The organism is Rhodococcus sp. NPDC059968 (genome assembly GCF_042738615.1).
Classification (GTDB): domain Bacteria; phylum Actinomycetota; class Actinomycetes; order Mycobacteriales; family Mycobacteriaceae; genus Rhodococcus_F.
Genome location: NZ_JBHWUE010000003.1, coordinates 277,933 through 295,804, shown reverse-complemented (window position 1 = coordinate 295,804; position 17,872 = coordinate 277,933). Strand labels below are relative to the sequence as shown.

Below are 17,872 nucleotides of genomic sequence, written 5' to 3'. Positions count from 1 at the left end.
GTCTGGTCGACCATGACGACGAAGTCGGTCAGGGCGGGGGAGTAGACGTGGCCGCCGGCGGCGGGGCCCATGATCAGGGAGATCTGCGGGATGACGCCGGAGGCCTGGACGTTGCGGTGGAAGATTTCGCCGTACAGGCCGAGGGAGACGACGCCTTCCTGGATGCGGGCGCCGGCGCCTTCGTTGATGCCGATCAGGGGGCGCCCGGTCTTGAGGGCGAGGTCCATGACCTTGACGATTTTTTCGCCGTAGATTTCGCCCAACGAGCCGCCGAAGACGGTGGCGTCCTGGGAGAACACGCAGACGTCGCGGCCGTCGACGGTGCCGTAGCCGGTGACGACGCCGTCGCCGACGGGGCGGTTGTCGGCGAGGCCGAAGTTCACCGAGCGGTGCCGGGCGAGGGCGTCGAGTTCGACGAACGAGCCGTCGTCCAATAGGGCGGTGATGCGTTCGCGGGCGGTGAGCTTGCCCTTGGCGTGGACCTTTTCGACCGCGGCTTCACCGCTCGGGTGCTGCGCCTCGGCCTGACGATTACGCAGGTCGGCGAGCTTTCCCGCCGTCGTGTGAATATCGGGCGTGACCGCCGAATCTGTGACTGTCATCTATGACTGCTCTTCCCGTCGAGGCTGTCGGAACCTGCGCTGCACCCTGTGGGGTACGCGGTTCGTGGGAGTACCCACTCGGACGCCGCCACTTTAACGCATTACTTATCGATCGTTCACGTGCGCTGCATCACTCTCCTCGCGGAGATGTGATGCACCGTGCTGCTGCTACTGGTCCTCGGTGCGGCCGTGGCGGCGCTCGTAGTCCTCGCGCGTGCGGTCGGCGCGGCGCTGCGCCTTCTCGCCCACGAGGTCCGGATCGAGGCCGTGACTGAGCAGACGGTGGCGACGGTAGATGTTCATCAGCGCGACTGCAAAGTAGAGCAGCGGGAGCAGCAGGAGGGCCATCATCGCCAGCGGAATCCAGATCGGACCGGGGATGAGGAGGAACAACGCGAGTACCGCGACGACGGGAAGCATGAAACGGAGGACGTATCGCACCGATGCGCCCGGCCCGACGAGGTCGTTGCGGACCCAGTCCTGCATCGAATCCGGCAGCGTGCGACCGAACAGATACCCGACGTACTGACTGGGGCTGGGACGCTGCGCATCGGACATGGGTTTCAGGATAGTGCTGACAGACGGAGCGAACTCGACGACGGTGCGTGGCCGAGTTCGCTCCGTTCCCGCTACTGCTGCTCCGCATTCGCGACGATGACGTCCCGGACGTACTGCGCCAGACCGGGGGCGACGTCGTCGTAGTGCCGGCGAAAGCGGTCGTCGGCGAGGTACATCTCGGCGAGGTTCACCTGCATTGCGTGATCGCAGTCGTAGAACCGTTCGATGCCGGTGCGGTGTTCCTCGGCGAGTGCGTTGGCCCGATCGGACCCGGGTTCGACGCCGTCGGCCATCGCCTGCGCGAGCGAGGCCTCGAATGCGTCTCCCTCGGCCTTGATTCGCTTCCAGTCCTCCTTGCCCATCTTCGCGGACCGCTGTTGGGACTGCTTCCACGCGTCGGTGTCGCCCCAGCGCTCTTCGGCTTCGGCGGCGTACTCCTCGCCCGGCCAGTTGTCGCCGAAGATCTCGTTCTGCTCTTCGGGGGTGAGCTGAATGCCCATGCTTCTCGCCTCCATCATCTTCTCCACGGCAGCAGCCATCTCGTGTAAGCGATCGATCCGTTCGCTCAGCAACGCGTGCTGTCGCCGTAGATGCGCGAGGGCATCGACGTCCGGGTCGTCGAGCAGGGCTGCGATCTCCTCGAGGGGGAAACCCAGTTCGCGGTACGTCAGCACGCGGTACAGACGTTCCACGTCGGCGTCCGAATAGCTGCGGTACCCACCGGGTGTGCGGTCGGACGGTGTCACCAGACCGATCTCGTCGTAGTGGTGCAGCGTGCGCACGCTCACTCCGACCAGCCTGGCGACCACGCCGACCGTGTGTCTCTCGCTCACGTCCTCTACCGTGCAGCCTTACGTCGCGTGAGGGTCAAGTCAGTTGTAGAGATCTTCGAGTTCGTCGGAGAAATTGGTCATCACGACCTTGCGCTTGAGCTTCATGCTCGGTGTGATCTCGCCGTTCTCGACGGTGAGTTCCCGTTCGAGGATGCGGAACTTCTTGATCTGCTCCCACCGGTTCAGTCCGGCGTTGAGTTCCTCGACGTAACCGCCGATCAGGTTGCGGGTCTCCTGGGCGTTCGCGATCTCGGCGAGAGACTTGCCACCCAGGTCGTGATTCTTCGCCCATTCGCCGATCGATTCGGCGTCGAGGGAGATCAGGGCTACGCAGTACGACTTCCCTTCGCCGTCGACGATGAGTTCACCGACGTACGGGCAGATGCCCTTGAACGTGGCCGCCACGGCGGAGGGTGCGACGTATTTGCCGTTGGACGTCTTGAACATGTCCTTCTTGCGGTCGGTGATCCGCAGGTAGCCGCTGTCGTCCAGTTCGCCGATGTCGCCGGTGTGGAACCAGCCGTCGTCGGTGAGCGCTTCGGCTGTGGCTTCGGGGTTCTCGTGGTATCCGCTCATGACGCCGGGACCCTTGACGAGGATTTCGCCGTCGTCGGCGATCCGGGTCTCGGTGCCCGGGATGGGCCAGCCGACGGTGCCGAACCGGTACGCCGACGGGCGGTTGACGAACGATGCGGCGCTGGTCTCGGACAGTCCGTACCCTTCGAGGACGACGATGCCGACGGCGTCGAACCATTGCGCGACATCACGATTGAGCGCTGCGGACCCGGAGATGAAGAACTTCAGGCGTCCGCCGAACCGTTCGCGAATCGTGCTGTACACCAGTCGATCCGCGACGGCGTGCTGAACCGAGTCGAGCAGCGACGGACTCTTGCCCGCCTGCTTGGCCTTCGACACCCGAAGCCCGACGCCGATGGCCCAGTCGAAGATCTTCTCCTTGGGTCCGCCCTCGTCGCGCACGGTGGAGACGATCCGCGCGTACGCCTTCTCGAAGATGCGGGGAGCCGCGCCCATGAACGTGGGTTTGACCACCGCGAGGTTCTCGACGATCTTGTCGACGCGCCCGTCGACCGCCGTCGCGAAACCGATCTGCAACGGCAGGGTGAGCAGGACCTTCCCGAACACGTGGGACAGCGGGAGCCAGAGGTATTGCAGGTCGTCGGCGTCGAGGATGCCGGTGGCGTCGATCGCGGCCGCCTCGTACGTCCACGCCGCGTGCGACAGCCGCACGCCCTTGGGTCTGCCGGTGGTGCCGGACGTGTAGATCAGGGTGGCGAGGTCGTCGGGGTCGATCGCCTCGATCCGGTCGTGCACGGCGTCGGGTGTCTCGGCGAGCAGTTCTTCGCCGAGGTCGTGTAGCTGCTCGAACGTGATCACCCAGTCGTCGTCTCCGGGGTCGCCGTCGATCAGGACGACCTTCTCCACGTCGCCGAGTTCGCCGCGGTTCTCGCGGAGCTTGGCCAGCTGCGCGTCGTCCTCCGCGAAGACGATACGGCTGCCGGAGTTGGCGACGATGTAGGCGACGTCGCCGGCCGTGGTGGTGGGATACACCGTGGTGGTGGCGGCGCCGGCGCACATGACGGCCAGGTCGGCGAGGACCCACTCGTAGCGGGTGGCGGAAGCCAGCGCCACCCGTTGCTCGGCCTGCACGCCGAGGATGATGAGACCGGCCGCGAGGTTGCGCACGCGGTCGCCCGCCTCGGACCAGGTGACGCTGGACCACTGCTTCGGGTCCGCCGCGTCGACGTATCGGAACGCTTCGCGGTTGGGTGAGTGGGCCACCCGATCCACGAACAGTGCGGCTACCGACGGAGCCCGATTCTCGATTTTGGAACGGTCAATGACCTCGTCCGATGCGCGCTGAGCTGCCATGTATCGATCTTAGGAACCGGCGCCGCTCGGGGGAGTGGTTTCGGCGCAGGTCAACCGATCTCGGACGTCACCTTGCGGGGTTTCGCGACGATGGCCAGAGACATGACGGCGGCGATCGCGCACAGTCCGCCCGCGACGTAGAACGCGGAGTCGTATCCGCCGAACTGGTCGCGCACCAGTCCCGCGAGGAACGCCACGATGCCGGCGCCGATCTGGTGCGACGCCAGTACCCAGCCGAACACGATGGGTGCGTCGCCGCCGAAGTGCTTGCGGCACAGCGCAACAGTCGGGGGTACGGTCGCCACCCAGTCGAGTCCGTAGAAGATGACGAACGCGAGCATCGGCGGGTGCACGGTGTTCGCGAACAGGATCGGCAGCAGCATCAGCGAGATCCCGCGCAGAAGGTAGTAGATGCCGAGGAGCTTGCGTGAATCGAACCGGTCGGTGAACCACCCCGACGCGATGGTGCCGATCACGTCGAAGATCCCGATTACCGCCAGCAGGCTCGCCGCCGCCGTCACCGGCATGCCGTGGTCGTGCGCGGCCGGGACGAAGTGGGTGCCGACGAGTCCGTTGGTGCTCGCCCCGCAGATGGCGAACGTGCCGGCCAGCAACCAGAACACCCGGGTCCGCGCCGCCGACACCAGCACCGTCACGGCCCGGCCTGCGGCGCCGCCGCGACCGGTCGGGACGGGTGGTTCCGCGACGTAGTCGGGCGCGGCGCCGTACGGCACCGTCCCGACGTCCGACGGCCGGTTGCGCAGGAACACGAGCACCAGCGGCACGACGGCGAGGGCCGCGAACGACACCGTCAGCGCCACGGTCTGCCAGTTGTAGTGCTCGGCGACCATCGCGAGGATCGGCAGGAACACCAGTTGTCCGGCGGCGCTGCCCGCGGTGAGGATGCCGGTCACGAGGCCGCGGCGGGCGACGAACCAGCGGTCGACGACGGTGGCCACGAAGGCGAGCGCCATCGAGCCGGTGCCCAGCCCGACGAGCACGCCCCACAGCAGCACCAGTTGCCAGGTGGCGGTCATGAAGACGGTCAATCCGCTGCCGGCGGACACCAGGACCAGCGCCGCGGTGACCACCCGCCGCATGCCGAAGCGTTCCATGAGCGCCGCCGCGAACGGCGAGGTCAACCCGTACAGCACCAGGTTGATCGACACCGCGGAGGAGATGCTCGCCCGCGACCAGCCGAAGTCCTCGTGCAGGGGATCGATCAGGATCGAGGGCGCCGCCCGGAAGCTGGCGGCTCCCACGAGGGCGAGGAACGCGACGACGGCGACCAGCCAGGCGTAGTGCAGGCGCGGCGGGGCCGTCTGGGTAGGAGGTGCCGGGGGCGCGATTTCGGACGTCACGACGGTAAGTCTGCGGGACGGCGTCCCGCCGGAACAGTTGCCGGAATGACAACATGTGAAAGAATCTGGCCATGGTTGAACGTCATCGGGTGGTCGTGCTCGCCCTGGACGGTGTGATCCCGTTCGAACTCGGCATTCCGTCGCGGGTCTTCGGCCGGGCGCACGACGCCGACGGGAACTCGCTGTACGAGGTGCAGACCTGCACGGCGGACGGCCGGCCCGTGCGTTCGGACGCCGACTTCTCGGTGTCCGTCGACCACGGGCCCGAGTTGCTGGCCGAGGCCGACACGGTGGTGATCCCCGCGTCCTACGAACTCGGCCCGGCCTACGACGACGGTCGTCTGCCCCCGAACCTCGAGGCGGCTCTCGCCTTCGTCCGTCCCGGCACGCGCTACGTCTCCATCTGCACCGGTTCCTACATCCTCGCCGCGGCGGGTCTGCTCGACGGACTGCGCGCCACCACGCACTGGCGCAACGCCGAACACTTCCAGCGCACCTATCCGCAGGTCCGGGTCGATCCCGATGTGCTGTTCGTCGACGAGGGGCACATCCTCACCTCGGCAGGCGTCGCCGCCGGACTCGACCTCTGCCTCCACATCGTGCGCCGCGACCACGGCTCCGACGTCGCCAATCAGGTGGCGCGCCGATGCGTCGTCCCACCCTGGCGCGACGGCGGGCAGGCGCAGTACATCGAGCGGCCGATCCCGGAGACCACCGCCGAGTCCACCGCGGCCACCCGGGACTGGGCTCTGGATCGGCTGGCTGAGTCGCTGACGCTGAGCCGGATGGCCGCGCACGCGAACATGAGCGTCCGCACGTTCACGCGGCGGTTCGGTGAAGAGGTCGGCACCACCCCGAACCGCTGGCTGATCACTCACCGGGTCGACCGCGCGCGACAATTCCTCGAGACCACCGACCTGTCCGTCGACGTCATCGCCCGCGAGGTCGGTTTCGGGACGGCGGTGTCACTGCGTCAGCACATGGGCGCCGTGCTCGGCGTCCCCCCGTCGGCGTATCGCAGAACATTTCGGGGCCAGGCAGTTCGGGCGGTCTGAGCGGCGTCGGTTCCCGGTCGGCGATGTGTTGCACTCGATCAAGATGAAGGCACTGGCGTAGATCCCGAGTCCTGCGCGGTGGCTGTGCGGGCCGGGCGGATGAGTAGTTCGAGAGCCGCGAGCGCGAGTAGGGCAATGAGCACGATCCACAGCACGACCAGTCCGGTGGGATAGCGCCAGAACATCAACAGCAGAGCAGCGACACCGATGATGGTACAGCGCAGCGGAATTCGAAGCTGGTTTGCCCACCGTTCCACGTCGTTCGGCGGCCGGCCGGCGCCGGACTTGCGGGCGAAGTCCAGTGCCTGCCCGAACCCACGACGCACGGCGGTCGCGGACGACGAGCCGCCGACGAGGAAGGCGCCGAGCGCGATCACCAGACCGAGGACCGCGACCGCACGCAGACTCGTCCGCAGCGGTATCAGGACAGTGTCGATGACAGCGGTCGCCGCGTCGGGCGACAGGATGTCGGGTGGGACGCTGTCGAGGTAGATTGCGCGTCCGATGAGAATCCCGATTGCGAGGAGGAGCATTCCCAGAGCGATCGACAGGCCGGCGAGGGAGAGGGCCCGCAGCCTCCGCCCGCTGGGGGCGACGGCGACTGCGGCGGCGGCGCAGGCGATGCCCAGCCACGGCAGGATCGCCGAGGCCTTGTCGAGGGCATTGACTGCACGCTGCGCCTTCACCAGTTCGGGTGACTGGAACAACACGAATTGCTTGTCCACCGAGGGGATCTTGTCGGCGAACGCGAAACCACGCTCGGTCAGCGCGGCCTTCACCTTGTCGATGACGGTGCCCAGGGAAATGCTGACGGTGCCGCTCTGGTCGACTTCCACCGAGCTGAGACCGTAGTTCCCCGTCATCACCGCCACGAGAGCGTTGTGCGCCGATCGGTTCGCCTGAATCCAGAGGTCTTCGAACTGCTGGGACTGCACGAGCGAGCTGACGGTGTCGTGGACGAAGTTCTTTGCCTGGCTGGTGATCACCGGCGCGAGGCCGACGACGGCCGCGTCCAGCCGGGGCGCGTTCGCAGCGAGATTCGAGACGTCGGTCAGTGCCGTCAGTGCGTCCTTGGTGAGTCCCTCGACGTCGACTCGGGTGAAGATCTCGTCGGTGATCTGGTTCGTGATGTCCGCCTGGAGGGCCGGATTCGTACCCAGGGGTGCGACCGTGCTCACATAGCGATCCGTATCGAGGATCTGACTTCTCGTAAAGCGCGCGGTGACCGATGCGAGCGTGATAACGGCGACCAGGACCAGCAGGATCGTCACGGCCGTCCAGCGCAATCCATGCCGGGGCGGGCGGGGGACCGGTTCTGCCGGAACACCGGCGGCGGCGCCCGCGGCCTGTCCCCGCAGCGTCGACACTTCGTCGCGCAACCGGAGGAGTTCGGCGCGTTCGTCCTTGTCGAGTGGGCTGGTGCTCGTGCCGTCTTCCATTGCGGATCAGATCACTTCGGGGTTCCAGGTGGCTACCGCCCAGATCACGACGGCGTTCAGCGCGATGATCGTGATCGCCCACAGGGGGTAGTAGGGCAGCCACAGGAAGTTGACGAAAATCGACAAGGCGCACAGCACCATCGCGCCGACACGCGCCCACGTAGCCCCGGTGAACAGCGCCGCACCGACGGCCGCGATGATCACGCCGAGCACGAGATGAATCCATCCCCAGGTAGTGACGTCGAATTGGTAGGTGTACTCGATGCCGACGACGATCACGTCGTCCTTGGCTATGGCGGAGATCCCCTGGAGGAACTCGAGCACGCCGACGGTGACGAGAAGAACCGCCCCGCCCATCGACGTTCCCTTTGCCACACCTTGCTTGACCAGCGATTCATCGGACATGACCGTTCCTCTTTCGTCAACGTACGAAATGAACTGGCGTAAGTAAGTATCCTCCGTCGGTTCACCCCTTGTCAGGAAGATGCCCGGACGCGCGCGCATCGACGCCGCTCCACGCGGCGACGGAAAATATCTGCAGGCCAATGTATGTCCGGCAAGGGGATCGCCACGTCCGACGAGTCGTCGGTCGAGCACGGGGTCCCGACCCGTCGAGCGCCGGTTGTCACTGCGTCGCCGAGTCACGGGCGATCCCGGGCTTACGCCGCCAGCGAACCGAGGCTGTCAACACACGGATGCCCAACGAGATCAGGATCAGATTGCCGATGAGTTGCACCGACACCACCGCCCGCGCGGCCTCCGTGGCTGCCACGATGTCACCGAACCCGACCGTGGTGAACACCGTCAAAGTGAAGTAGAGGGCGTCGAGGCGGGTCAACGCTTCGGTGAAGTTGTCCGGCCCCGAGCGAGAGAGCAGAAAGTACGTCGTCGCGTAGGCGACGAGGTAGAACCCCACGGTGACGGCCAACGCCTCGACCGCCTGCGCGACCGGGTACTCGGCACGCAGCACCCTGCGGATCTGCCAGACATACACCGCGCAGACCACAGCGAGACCACCGATCACCAGGGACACGGTCTGCAGGTTGTCCACCGTGGTGAAGGGCAGCAGGAAATATGCAATCACCAGTACTGCCGTGGCACATACCGGGCGCAGCACCGCCGGCACGAGCACACGCACCCGCGCATGTCGGGAGAGACTTCGCACGCCGTCCTCGGCCATCGTCACCCCCGCTTCCCGTCGGCTGAGATGGTGCGACCTGAAGTCGCCACTTTTAGTTTCCGCCGATCGAGGATCCGACCAGAGCACATTGGCCGTCTTCGTGCCTCGGAGCGCACCACGCGTCGGTCGACCGGGTTTCGGGGCAACCGAGTTCACGCGCCGAGTTCGCCACCCGGGTGCAATTCCACCGCAACGACACCCGCCCGCTCGGCGTGGTGAACGAACTCGGCGCCCGGACCGAAGAACAACTGGGGGCGCACGGCGTCGAGGCCGATCGGCCACAGTGTGCCGTAGTGGATCGGCACCGCCAGGCCCGCCTCCACCAGACGCGCGACGACCGCGGCCCGAGACGGGTCGAGGTGACCCTTGCCGAGAGTCGGACCCCAGCCCCCGACGGGTAGCAGCGCGAGGTCCACCGGGCCGACGTGGTCGGCGAGATCCGGGTACAGGTCGGTGTCGCCGGCAAAGTAGGTCCGCCGGTCCCCCTCGACGACGTACCCGACCGCGGGCGCGAGCTCCGGGCCGCGCCGCCAGCGCCGGCCGTCGTGTCGGGCGGGCACGGCGCGCACGGTGACCTTGCCGATCCTTGTCTCGTCGCCGGGGCGCAGCAGCACCATGCGGTCGGCGAACTGGCGCAGCGCCGGCAGACCGTCGATCGCCCGCCACGGGGCCACGATCGGGACGTCCGGATCGAGTAGCCGCAGCGACGGCAGATGGGTATGGTCCGCGTGCAGGTGCGAGAGCAGGACGGCGTCCGGGTTGCGCACGTGCGGCCCGATCGGCGCGGGCCCTCGGCGGCGGCGTAGGTGCGCGACGCGGTCGGTCAGCACCGGATCGGTCAGGATGACCGTCCCGCGGTCCACGATCAGTGCGCTCGCATGTCCGAGCCACCGCACCCAGGATGCGGCGGCATTCGAACCCGGCGTCGCGCTCACGACCCTTACGATTCCAGACGACGGAAGGGTTGCGATGCGCACGGTGGGCGACGTGGTGCGACTGCTCGTCGAGTTCCTCGTGCTCTGGGGCTCGTCGGCGCTCGCGCTCATCGTGCTCGACCGCATCCTCGGCGGCATCACCCTGGACCAGTCGAGCTTCACCCCGCTACCGACGCTCCCGGCCGCGCTGGTGCTCGCGTTGGTGTTCGGCCTGCTCAACGCCGCACTGTGGCCGGTGATGATGCGGTTCATGTCGTGGATCGGCCCAGTGCTGCTGTTCGTCGGGACGTTCCTCGCCGGCGGTGTAATCATGCTGTTGACGCTGTACCTGGTGCCGGTCGCGGCAGTGGACCAGCTGAGCGATTCGTTCGTCCTCGCGGCACTGCTCTCGCTGTTCACCTCCGTGGTCTCGGGCGCAATCGCGTCCCGTTCCGATACCGCGTACCGACTGATGCAGGTGCGCCGACAGCGGTTCCGGTTGCGTCGCAACGCCGCGCTCGTGGACGCGTCCCCGGGGTTGTTGTGCATCCAGATCGACGGCCTCGGTTACGACGTGCTGCGTCGCGCGATCGCCGACGGCGTGACGCCCGGGCTGGCGAAGTTGGTGCGCGAGACCCACCGGCTGGTGCCGTGGCACACCGACTGGAGCAGTCAGACGGGTGCAACCCAGCTGGGCGTGCTGCACGGTTCCAACCACAACGTGCCGGCGTTTCGCTGGTACGACAAGACGACCGAGCACATCTCGGTGTTCAGTAACCCCGCCGACAACGAGCAGCGCGAACTCGAACGAACCGACATCCCCGGCCTGCTGGCGCACGACGGTGCGAGCCGCGGCAACCTGTTCACCGGCGGCGCGCACGACAACGTGCTCGTCGTCAGCCGCATGCGCGGTGCCCGCCTCGGCGGCGGGGCCGGATACAGCGACTATTTCGCTGACCCGGCGAGCGCGCTGCGCACGTTCATCCGGATGGTCGCGGAACTGCAACGGGAACTACGCCAGTCACTGCGGCAGAAGCGAAAGGACATCCTGCCGCGGGTGCCGCGTGGCGGGGTCTATCCGTTCGTGCGGGCGTTCGCGACCGTGCTCGCCACCGACGTCGCCGCCGCCGCGGTGGTCGGCGATCTGATCAAGGGGCGCAGCGTTGTCTACGTCGACCTGATCGGCTATGACGAGGTGTCGCACCATTCCGGCATTTCGCGGCCCGAGACCCTCGCGGTGCTGACCAAACTTGACGACGTCGTCGAGATGCTGCTCGCGGTGGTGGAGCAGGCCGATCGGCCCTACCGCGTCGTCGTGCTGTCCGATCACGGGCAGAGTCAGGGCGCGACCTTTCTGCAACGCTTCGGGGAAACTCTGGGGCAGTTGGTCGTCCGGCTTGCCGCGCAGCGCGAACCGGCCGCGGTGCAGCGTCACTGGTACGAGCGCGAATCCGACGTCCCCCGACAGCCCGGGGCGGAGGGGCGCGGCTACGCCGCGGCCAGCGTGCACTCGCCGACGGCCGGGGAGGAGGCGCACGCCTCCGCGGGCGAGCCGATCGTGCTCGGCTCGGGCAACCTGGGTCTGGTCTACTTCCCGCACCTGCCCGGACGCGCGGATGTCAATGCCATCGAGGCTGCCCATCCCGGGCTGCTCACCGGGCTGCGCGAGCATCCCGGGGTCGGCTTCCTGCTCGTTGCCGCCCCGGGCGGGTCCGTGGTGCTCGGGCCCCACGGCCAGGTCGACGTGACGAGCGGCGAGGTCACCGGCGAGAACCCGCTCGCGGTGATGGGCCCCGACGCTCTGGCGAAGGTGCGACGCACCGACTCCTTCGACAACGTCGCCGACATCATGGTCGGTGGCACGTACTGGCCCGACACCGACGAGGTCGCGGCGTTCGAGGAGCAGGTCGGGTCGCACGGCGGCATGGGTGGACCGCAGAGCACCCCGTTTCTCATCTATCCCGCCGACCTGCCCGCACCGCCAAACCCGCTGCACGGCGCCGAGGCCGTGCACGAGGTGCTCGTCGGATGGCGGGACCTTTCGACGGACTATTGACGCGCCCGGTCGCTGCTCGCAGCCCGAGGCGTGCAATGTGCTGCGATCGCCTCCGGGCACGGCGGAAGATGGACATACGACGGGAAGTCGCACCGTCGCGAGGAAGGACACGCCGCCGGGAGGGGGCAGTCACGTGAACAGATCAGGCACCGCCGATGCCGGCAACCGTGGCCGGCGCTGGTGGGCGCGTGTGGCGTTCGTCTTCGCAGTCGGTGCGGCGGCGGTGCCCGTGCTGTTCGCCGGGGTGCTGGGCACCGTGGCGTTGCTCATCGTGGGGACCGGTGGCGTCGTGGTCACGGTGGCGGCGTTGTACTGGTTTCTCACCCGACGCGGAGCGCTCAGGTGGATCGCACTGGGAGTGGCGATCGTCGCACCGATCGTCGTTCTGACCCTCTTCGTTCGGGCGCACCTGCTGTGGGTGGTGCTGCTCTCGTACGCGCTCGCGCTGCTGGCCGTCGTCTGCGCCCGCGCCGCCTTGCGTCGCAGACGTGCGGAGACGACTATGCCCGAATACCCTGCCCCGCCACCGCAGCACCCGTTCCTGATCATGAATCCGCATTCCGGTGGCGGGAAGGTCGCGAAATTCGACCTGAAGCGCAGAGCCGAAGAGCTGGGTGCCGATGTCGTGATGCTCGAAGGGCCGGCCACCGTCGACGTCACCGCACTGGCCCGGCGGGCGGTCGCGCAAGGGGCCGATCTGCTGGGGGTGGCGGGCGGAGACGGGACCCAGGCGCTCGTAGCGGCGGTCGCGGCCGAACACCACCTGCCGTTTCTCGTGATCAGCGCCGGAACCCGCAACCACTTCGCGATGGATCTCGGACTCGACCGCACCGATCCGAGCCGATCGCTGGACGCACTCCGGGACGGTGTCGAGCTGCGCGTCGATCTCGGCACCATCAACGGTCGACCGTTCGTCAACAATGCCTCGTTCGGGGTCTATGCCGAAATCGTGCGTAGCCCCGCATACCGCGACGACAAGGCCGCAACAGTGCTGACGCTCCTCCCCGATCTGCTCACCGGGAACACCGGGCCTCGATTGGTCGCGCGGGCCGGGGAGACTGTTGTGGAGGGACCGCAGGCGGTCCTGGTGAGCAACAATCCCTACGGCAACAGTGATCTGGCGGGTCTGAGCCGGCGGGACCGTCTCGATCGCGGCGTCCTCGGCGCGGTCACCCTCTCGGTGGCGAACACCCGGCAGGCGGTCGGCCTGCTGCGCCGCACCAATGTTCACGGATTGACGCAACAAACGGCGACCGAGGTGGTCGTGGACGCCGACACCCCGGAGATCCCCGTGGGAGTCGACGGCGAATCCCTCCTGCTCCGCACTCCGGTGCGGTGCACCGTCGAACCGGACGCCCTGCGGGTGCGGGTGCCCAGGACGAGGCCGGGGGTGCGTCCCGCCGCACCGGCGTTCGACTGGGTTCGACTGTGGCAGGCGGCATACCGCCCGCACGCTGTCACCGGGTCGGCGCCCCGGGGCTGAAGGGGGGTCAGTCGTCGGTCGGATCGCCGGTGTGGTCGGCGCGACTGTCGAAAGCGGTGACGGCGGACTCGATGGTGGGGAAGAAGTGCGTCGAATCGAACCTGTCGCCCACCCCGAACCGGATGAGCCGATCCTTGATCGGGCCCTTCATCTCCGCGAACGCCAGCCGGATCCCTTTCCCTTCGAGATACGTGTCGAGGTCGACGAGTTCGTCGACGGCGGTGGTGTCGAGGCCGGTGATGGGCTCGGCGGCCACGATCACCCACTCGACCGGGCTCGGCGCGGCCGCCACCACCGAGCGCACGTATTCGTCGAAGATCTCGCCGTTGGCGAAGAAGAGGGGAGCGTCGAAGCGCACCAGTACCAGTCCGGGGATGCGGTGCCCGCCGGGGTGGCGTTCGACGTCGTGGAAGCCGGGGCGGTCGGTCGTCCGGACGAGTTCCGTGCGGTACGGCTGCCAGGCCTGCGCGACCACCGCGACGAAGGACAACCCGATCGCGACGAGGATTCCCTGCAGCACGCCCACCAAGGCGACCCCGAGGAACGCCGCGATGGCGAGTCCGAACTCCACGCTGCTCATCCGCCACATCCGGACCATGCCCTCCACGTCTACCAGCGCGGTGGCGGCGACGATCACCACGGCCCCGAGCGTCGCGTCGGGGAGATAGGTGGTGACCCCAGGGGCGACGAGAACGAAGACCAGCACGGCGAGTGCCCCGACGACGCACGCCAGTTGGGTGCGGGCACCGCTCTGTTCGGCCACCGGGGTCCGCGACCCGCTGGCGGAGATGGGGAACCCGCCGAACAGTCCGCCGGCGATGTTGGCCACGCCGACCGCCTTCATCTCCGTGCTGCCGTTCACGTCTTCACCGTGCCGGGCGGCGAACGTGCGGGAGAGCACACCGGTGTCGGCGAACGCGATCAGGGCGATACCGGCCGCGGGGCCGACGAGGCTTCCCACGTCACCCCAGTCGACACCGCCGAACGACGGCAACGGCAGGCCGGCGGGCAGGGCGCCGACCATTCCGATGTCGTCGGTGAGTCCCAGTGCGGCGGACAGGATGATCGCCCCGACCACGGCCACGAGGACGCCGGGGATGCGGGGCAGCCAGACGCGGAACCCGATGATGACGGCGAGGGAGCCGATGCCCACTGCGGCGGCGACGGGGTCGATGTTGCCCTGTACCACGGACTGTCCAATCTCCCCGATCTCTCCGATGAGGCCGGACGCGTCGACGGAGAACCCGAGCAACTTGGGCAATTGGCCGACGACGACGATGAGCGCGATCGCATTGAGGTAGCCGAGCCGGATGGGTTTCGACAGCAGTTCGGTTACGAAGCCGAGATGCAGGAATCCGCCGACGAGGAGAATCAGGCCGACGAGGACGCCGAGAACTCCGGCGAGGGCGAGCGCGCTCTCCGGGTCATCGGCCACGGCCAGTGGCAATACCGCGGCGGCGATGAGTGGGGCAAGCGACGAGTCCGGGCCGAGCACGAGGATTTTCGACGGTCCCACCAGGGCGTACGCGAGGAGCGGGACGATGGTGGCGTAGAGGCCGGCGTAGGCGGGCAACCCGGCCGCCTCGGCGTATCCCATCCCGGCGGGGATGAGCAGGGCGGTGAGGACTAGTCCGGCGGTGACGTCGGGACGCAGCCACTCCCGGTGGTATGCGCGCGCCGTCGCGATTCCGGGTAACCGGGCGAGGCTTCCTGTCCAGGACATGGTTCGGGTCTCAGCGTGCGCGCTGGGGGTCGACGGCGACGGGCGCGGAAATCGGTGTGGGCGGCTCCGAGTGGAGGTGGCGCCGCCGCCGGAGCGCCTTCTCCGCCTCCACGACGATCGGGATGATCAGCGACCAGCCGAGGCAGGCGAGCCATTGGGCGCCCGTCAACGACGTCGTCATGAGGAGGTCCTGGAGGAAGCCGATCTCGACCGCGAACACGGTGACGACGATCGGAACCGACAGGATCTTCAGTGCGGTGAGGATCGGTGCGGTGAGGCCGGATTCGGGATCGCGTCGCATGACGAGTCCGGCGAGGATGGACCCGAACGACAGCACGACGAAGGCCGTAGTCATGGGCACGCTCGCCTCGGTCGTACTCATGTCGCCCGGCGCGAGGAGCATCGCGGCGAGCGTGACGGCGAACTGCAGGACTCCGTATGCCAGCCATTGCACGAACGCCGTCCGGTTGGCGATCGGCAGCCGGGGGTCGCGCGGAGGTTTCTTCATCAGGTCCGGCGGCGCCGGGTCGAGCATGATGACGGCGACCGGGAACAGTGTGATGAAGAAGTGCTGGAACAGCACCATCAGCGGGGTGAGCGCGACGCCGTCGTTGATGTCGAAGATGCTCGCGACGAGGAACAGCAGAACCAGCGAGAAGAGTTTGGACATCTGGTACCGGATGTACGAGACGATCTTCTCGTAGATGTTGCGGCCCAATCGGATCGCGGTGATCAGGGTTCCGAAGTTGTCGTCGGTGAGGATCATCTTGCCGGCCTGCTTGGTGACTTCGCTGCCCGATCCCATGGCGACGCCGATGTCGGCCTTCTTGAGTGCCGCCGCGTCGTTGACGGCGTCCCCGGTCATCGCCACGACCGCGCCGCTCTTCTGCATGATGTCGGCGAGGCGGAGCTTGTCCTGTGGGGTGACGCGGCCGAATACGTGCAGGTTCGGGAGGGCCGCCGCCAGGTCGTCGTCGGTCATCGCCTGAAGTTCGGGCCCGCCGATGGCGCCCGGTCCGAGACCGAGTTCGGCGCCGATCGCGGACGCCGTGATCGCGTGGTCGCCGGTGATCATCCGCACGTCGATGCCTGCTGCGTGGGCGGTGCGCACGGCGTCGATCGCCTCCGGCCGCAGCGGGTCGATGATGCCGACCATGCCGACGAACGTGAGGTCCTCCACAAACGACATGGGGTCGGCCCCCACGGCCTCCTCCTGCCCGTCGAGCCGGCGGGCGGCGAACGCCAGTACCCGCAGGCCCTTCTCGGACATGGTCCGGTTCGCTTCGGTCAGCTCCTCCCGGACCTCGTCGAGTGGTGCCACCTGCCGGCCCGGCCGGTAGGCGGTGGCACATCGGGCGAGGACCACATCGGGTCCGCCCTTGACGAGTTCCACGAACCGGGTGCTGCCGTCGACCTGGAGATGGTGGAACGTCGCCATGAACTTGTAGGCGGAGTCGAACGGCACCTCGGCGACGCGGGGATACGTTTGCCGGGTGAGTGGGGCGTCGACGCCGACCTTGGCGGCGAGCACGACCAGCGCAGCCTCGGTCGGATCGCCGACGACGTCCCCGGTGTCGGAGACAGTGGCGTCACTGTCGAGGCACAGCCCGTACGCGAGCAGGGTGAAGTCGGGGACGGCATCACCCGCGACGTGGGTGATCCTCCCGGTCTTGCTGTAACCCTCGCCGTCGACGGTGTACCACCGGCAGTGGAAGTACAGCGACCGCACCGTCATCTGGTTCATCGTCAGTGTGCCGGTCTTGTCCGAGTTGATCGCGCTGGTGGCGCCGAGGGTTTCGACGTCGGTGAGGTTCTTCACGACGGCCTTCGCCTCGGCCAGCTGGCGGGCCCCGAAGGCCAGCATCGCTTGCACGAACGTCGGCAGGCCGGTCGGGATCGCGGACACCCCCATGGAGATACCGAGCAGCAGCACCGTCGTCAGGCTCTGTCCGCGGATCACCCCGAGGACCACGATGAGAGCGACCGCCGTCCAGGCGATGATCCCGAGCACCTTCGTGAGCGAATTCAGTTCGCGCTGAAGCGGAGACTTGCTCGGCGCGACGGCCGACAGCATCGACGCGATCTCGCCCATCTGCGTGTTCATGCCGGTTTCGGTGACGACCATGGTGGCGGTGCCCCGGGTGACGGACGTGTTCTGGAAGACCATGTTGCTGCGGTCGCCGAGGGAGACGTCGGCGGCGCCGAGGGTCTGAGGGTCCTTCGGGACGGGCGCGCTCTCACCCGTCAGCGCCGCCTCCTGGGTCTCGAGGGTCGCCGACGTGAGCAGTCGACCGTCGGCGGGGACGACGTCGCCGGCCTCCAGGTGCACGATGTCGCCCGGTACGAGGTCGGTGGCGGCGAACTGAACCAGCGTCCCGTCCCGGGTCACCCGAACCTGCGGTGTCTGCATCTTCGCGAGCGCGTCGACGCTGGCGCGCGCCTTCAGTTCCTGTTGAGTGCCCAGCACGACGTTGAGCCCGACGAGTGCCGCGACGATGATCGCAGTCGGTACCTCACCGATGACGACGCTGACGACCGCCACCGCGATCAGCATCAGGTTCATGAGGTCCTTCAACTGCTGCAGCGCGATCGCCCACGTCGACGGCGCCGGCTCGGAGGCGATCTCGTTGGGACCGTATCGTCGGCGCCGTTCGTCCGCTTCTCCGGCCGTCAGACCGGACTGCCGATCGGACGCTGTTGCGGCCACCACGGCGTCGGCGTCCTGGGCGTGCCAGGCCGTGTGCGCCTGCGCGGGTTCCGTGGAGACCATGACCGCTC

General features: G+C 67.7%; 14 protein-coding genes. 3 read left to right on the top strand and 11 right to left on the bottom strand.

Features of this window, described 5'->3' with window-relative positions:
• The 5 genes from ACFWAY_RS05495 to ACFWAY_RS05475 all read right to left on the bottom strand — a co-directional run.
• Positions 1-602, bottom strand: a 602-nt coding sequence (locus ACFWAY_RS05495; RefSeq protein WP_378510045.1) for a carboxyl transferase domain-containing protein, incomplete at its 3' end; no start/stop codon positions are given.
• A gap of 168 nt (positions 603-770) precedes the next feature.
• Positions 771-1,160 (bottom strand): DUF5313 family protein, encoded by a 390-nt coding sequence (locus ACFWAY_RS05490; RefSeq protein WP_378452931.1) that lies wholly within the window; start codon positions 1,158-1,160, stop codon positions 771-773.
• Between the two features lie 71 nt (positions 1,161-1,231).
• The gene (locus ACFWAY_RS05485; protein WP_378510044.1) at positions 1,232-1,993 is read right to left on the bottom strand and encodes a MerR family transcriptional regulator; all 762 of its coding nucleotides are present in this window, start codon (positions 1,991-1,993) and stop codon (positions 1,232-1,234) included.
• A gap of 39 nt (positions 1,994-2,032) precedes the next feature.
• Entirely contained in the window at positions 2,033-3,883 is a 1,851-nt protein-coding gene (locus tag ACFWAY_RS05480) for an AMP-dependent synthetase/ligase (protein ID WP_378510043.1), read from the bottom strand.
• 50 nt (positions 3,884-3,933) lie between these two features.
• A complete protein-coding gene (locus tag ACFWAY_RS05475) occupies positions 3,934-5,244 on the bottom strand; it encodes an MFS transporter (protein ID WP_378510042.1) in 1,311 nt (436 codons plus the stop codon).
• Positions 5,245-5,315: 71 nt separating this feature from the next.
• Between ACFWAY_RS05475 and ACFWAY_RS05470 the strand changes: the two genes are divergently transcribed.
• Complete coding sequence (locus ACFWAY_RS05470) at positions 5,316-6,299, top strand: GlxA family transcriptional regulator (protein ID WP_378510041.1); 984 nt, start codon at positions 5,316-5,318, stop codon at positions 6,297-6,299.
• Positions 6,300-6,337: 38 nt separating this feature from the next.
• On the opposite strand, the gene ACFWAY_RS05465 is transcribed toward ACFWAY_RS05470, so the two are convergent.
• From ACFWAY_RS05465 to ACFWAY_RS05450, 4 genes are all read right to left on the bottom strand, one after another.
• The gene (locus ACFWAY_RS05465) at positions 6,338-7,738 is read right to left on the bottom strand and encodes a hypothetical protein (protein ID WP_378510040.1); all 1,401 of its coding nucleotides are present in this window, start codon (positions 7,736-7,738) and stop codon (positions 6,338-6,340) included.
• Between the two features lie 6 nt (positions 7,739-7,744).
• On the bottom strand, positions 7,745-8,143 hold the full coding sequence (locus tag ACFWAY_RS05460; protein ID WP_378510039.1) for a hypothetical protein: 399 nt from the start codon (positions 8,141-8,143) through the stop codon (positions 7,745-7,747).
• 220 nt (positions 8,144-8,363) lie between these two features.
• Positions 8,364-8,918 carry a potassium channel family protein gene (locus tag ACFWAY_RS05455; protein WP_378510047.1) on the bottom strand — a complete coding sequence of 185 codons (555 nt, stop codon included), beginning with the start codon at positions 8,916-8,918 and terminating at the stop codon, positions 8,364-8,366.
• A 152-nt stretch (positions 8,919-9,070) separates the two neighbouring features.
• Positions 9,071-9,853 (bottom strand): MBL fold metallo-hydrolase, encoded by a 783-nt coding sequence (locus tag ACFWAY_RS05450; protein ID WP_378510038.1) that lies wholly within the window; start codon positions 9,851-9,853, stop codon positions 9,071-9,073.
• Positions 9,854-9,887: 34 nt separating this feature from the next.
• On the opposite strand from ACFWAY_RS05450, the gene ACFWAY_RS05445 reads away from it, so the two are divergent.
• On the top strand, positions 9,888-11,888 hold the full coding sequence (locus tag ACFWAY_RS05445) for an alkaline phosphatase family protein (protein ID WP_378510037.1): 2,001 nt from the start codon (positions 9,888-9,890) through the stop codon (positions 11,886-11,888).
• 133 nt (positions 11,889-12,021) lie between these two features.
• Positions 12,022-13,371 carry a diacylglycerol/lipid kinase family protein gene (locus ACFWAY_RS05440; RefSeq protein ID WP_378510036.1) on the top strand — a complete coding sequence of 450 codons (1,350 nt, stop codon included), beginning with the start codon at positions 12,022-12,024 and terminating at the stop codon, positions 13,369-13,371.
• Between the two features lie 7 nt (positions 13,372-13,378).
• Here ACFWAY_RS05440 and ACFWAY_RS05435 read toward each other — a convergent pair whose 3' ends face one another.
• Both ACFWAY_RS05435 and ACFWAY_RS05430 read right to left on the bottom strand, forming a co-directional pair.
• Positions 13,379-15,094 carry a SulP family inorganic anion transporter gene (locus tag ACFWAY_RS05435; RefSeq protein WP_378510035.1) on the bottom strand — a complete coding sequence of 572 codons (1,716 nt, stop codon included), beginning with the start codon at positions 15,092-15,094 and terminating at the stop codon, positions 13,379-13,381.
• Between the two features lie 10 nt (positions 15,095-15,104).
• Positions 15,105-17,864 carry a cation-translocating P-type ATPase gene (locus ACFWAY_RS05430; RefSeq protein WP_378510034.1) on the bottom strand — a complete coding sequence of 920 codons (2,760 nt, stop codon included), beginning with the start codon at positions 17,862-17,864 and terminating at the stop codon, positions 15,105-15,107.
• Between the last annotated feature and the right edge of the window lie 8 nt (positions 17,865-17,872).

Excerpts from the sequence above, each read along its gene's own strand:
- ACFWAY_RS05480 (WP_378510043.1), bottom strand. The coding sequence starts at position 3,883 with ATGGCAGCTCAGCGCGCATCGGACGAGGTCATTGACCGTTCCAAAATC.
- ACFWAY_RS05460 (WP_378510039.1), bottom strand. The coding sequence starts at position 8,143 with ATGTCCGATGAATCGCTGGTCAAGCAAGGTGTGGCAAAGGGAACGTCG.
- ACFWAY_RS05430 (WP_378510034.1), bottom strand. The coding sequence starts at position 17,864 with ATGGTCTCCACGGAACCCGCGCAGGCGCACACGGCCTGGCACGCCCAG.
- ACFWAY_RS05470 (WP_378510041.1), top strand. The coding sequence starts at position 5,316 with ATGGTTGAACGTCATCGGGTGGTCGTGCTCGCCCTGGACGGTGTGATC.
- ACFWAY_RS05435 (WP_378510035.1), bottom strand. The coding sequence starts at position 15,094 with ATGTCCTGGACAGGAAGCCTCGCCCGGTTACCCGGAATCGCGACGGCG.
- ACFWAY_RS05465 (WP_378510040.1), bottom strand. The coding sequence starts at position 7,738 with ATGGAAGACGGCACGAGCACCAGCCCACTCGACAAGGACGAACGCGCC.
- ACFWAY_RS05455 (WP_378510047.1), bottom strand. The coding sequence starts at position 8,918 with ATGGCCGAGGACGGCGTGCGAAGTCTCTCCCGACATGCGCGGGTGCGT.
- ACFWAY_RS05490 (WP_378452931.1), bottom strand. The coding sequence starts at position 1,160 with ATGTCCGATGCGCAGCGTCCCAGCCCCAGTCAGTACGTCGGGTATCTG.
- ACFWAY_RS05445 (WP_378510037.1), top strand. The coding sequence starts at position 9,888 with ATGCGCACGGTGGGCGACGTGGTGCGACTGCTCGTCGAGTTCCTCGTG.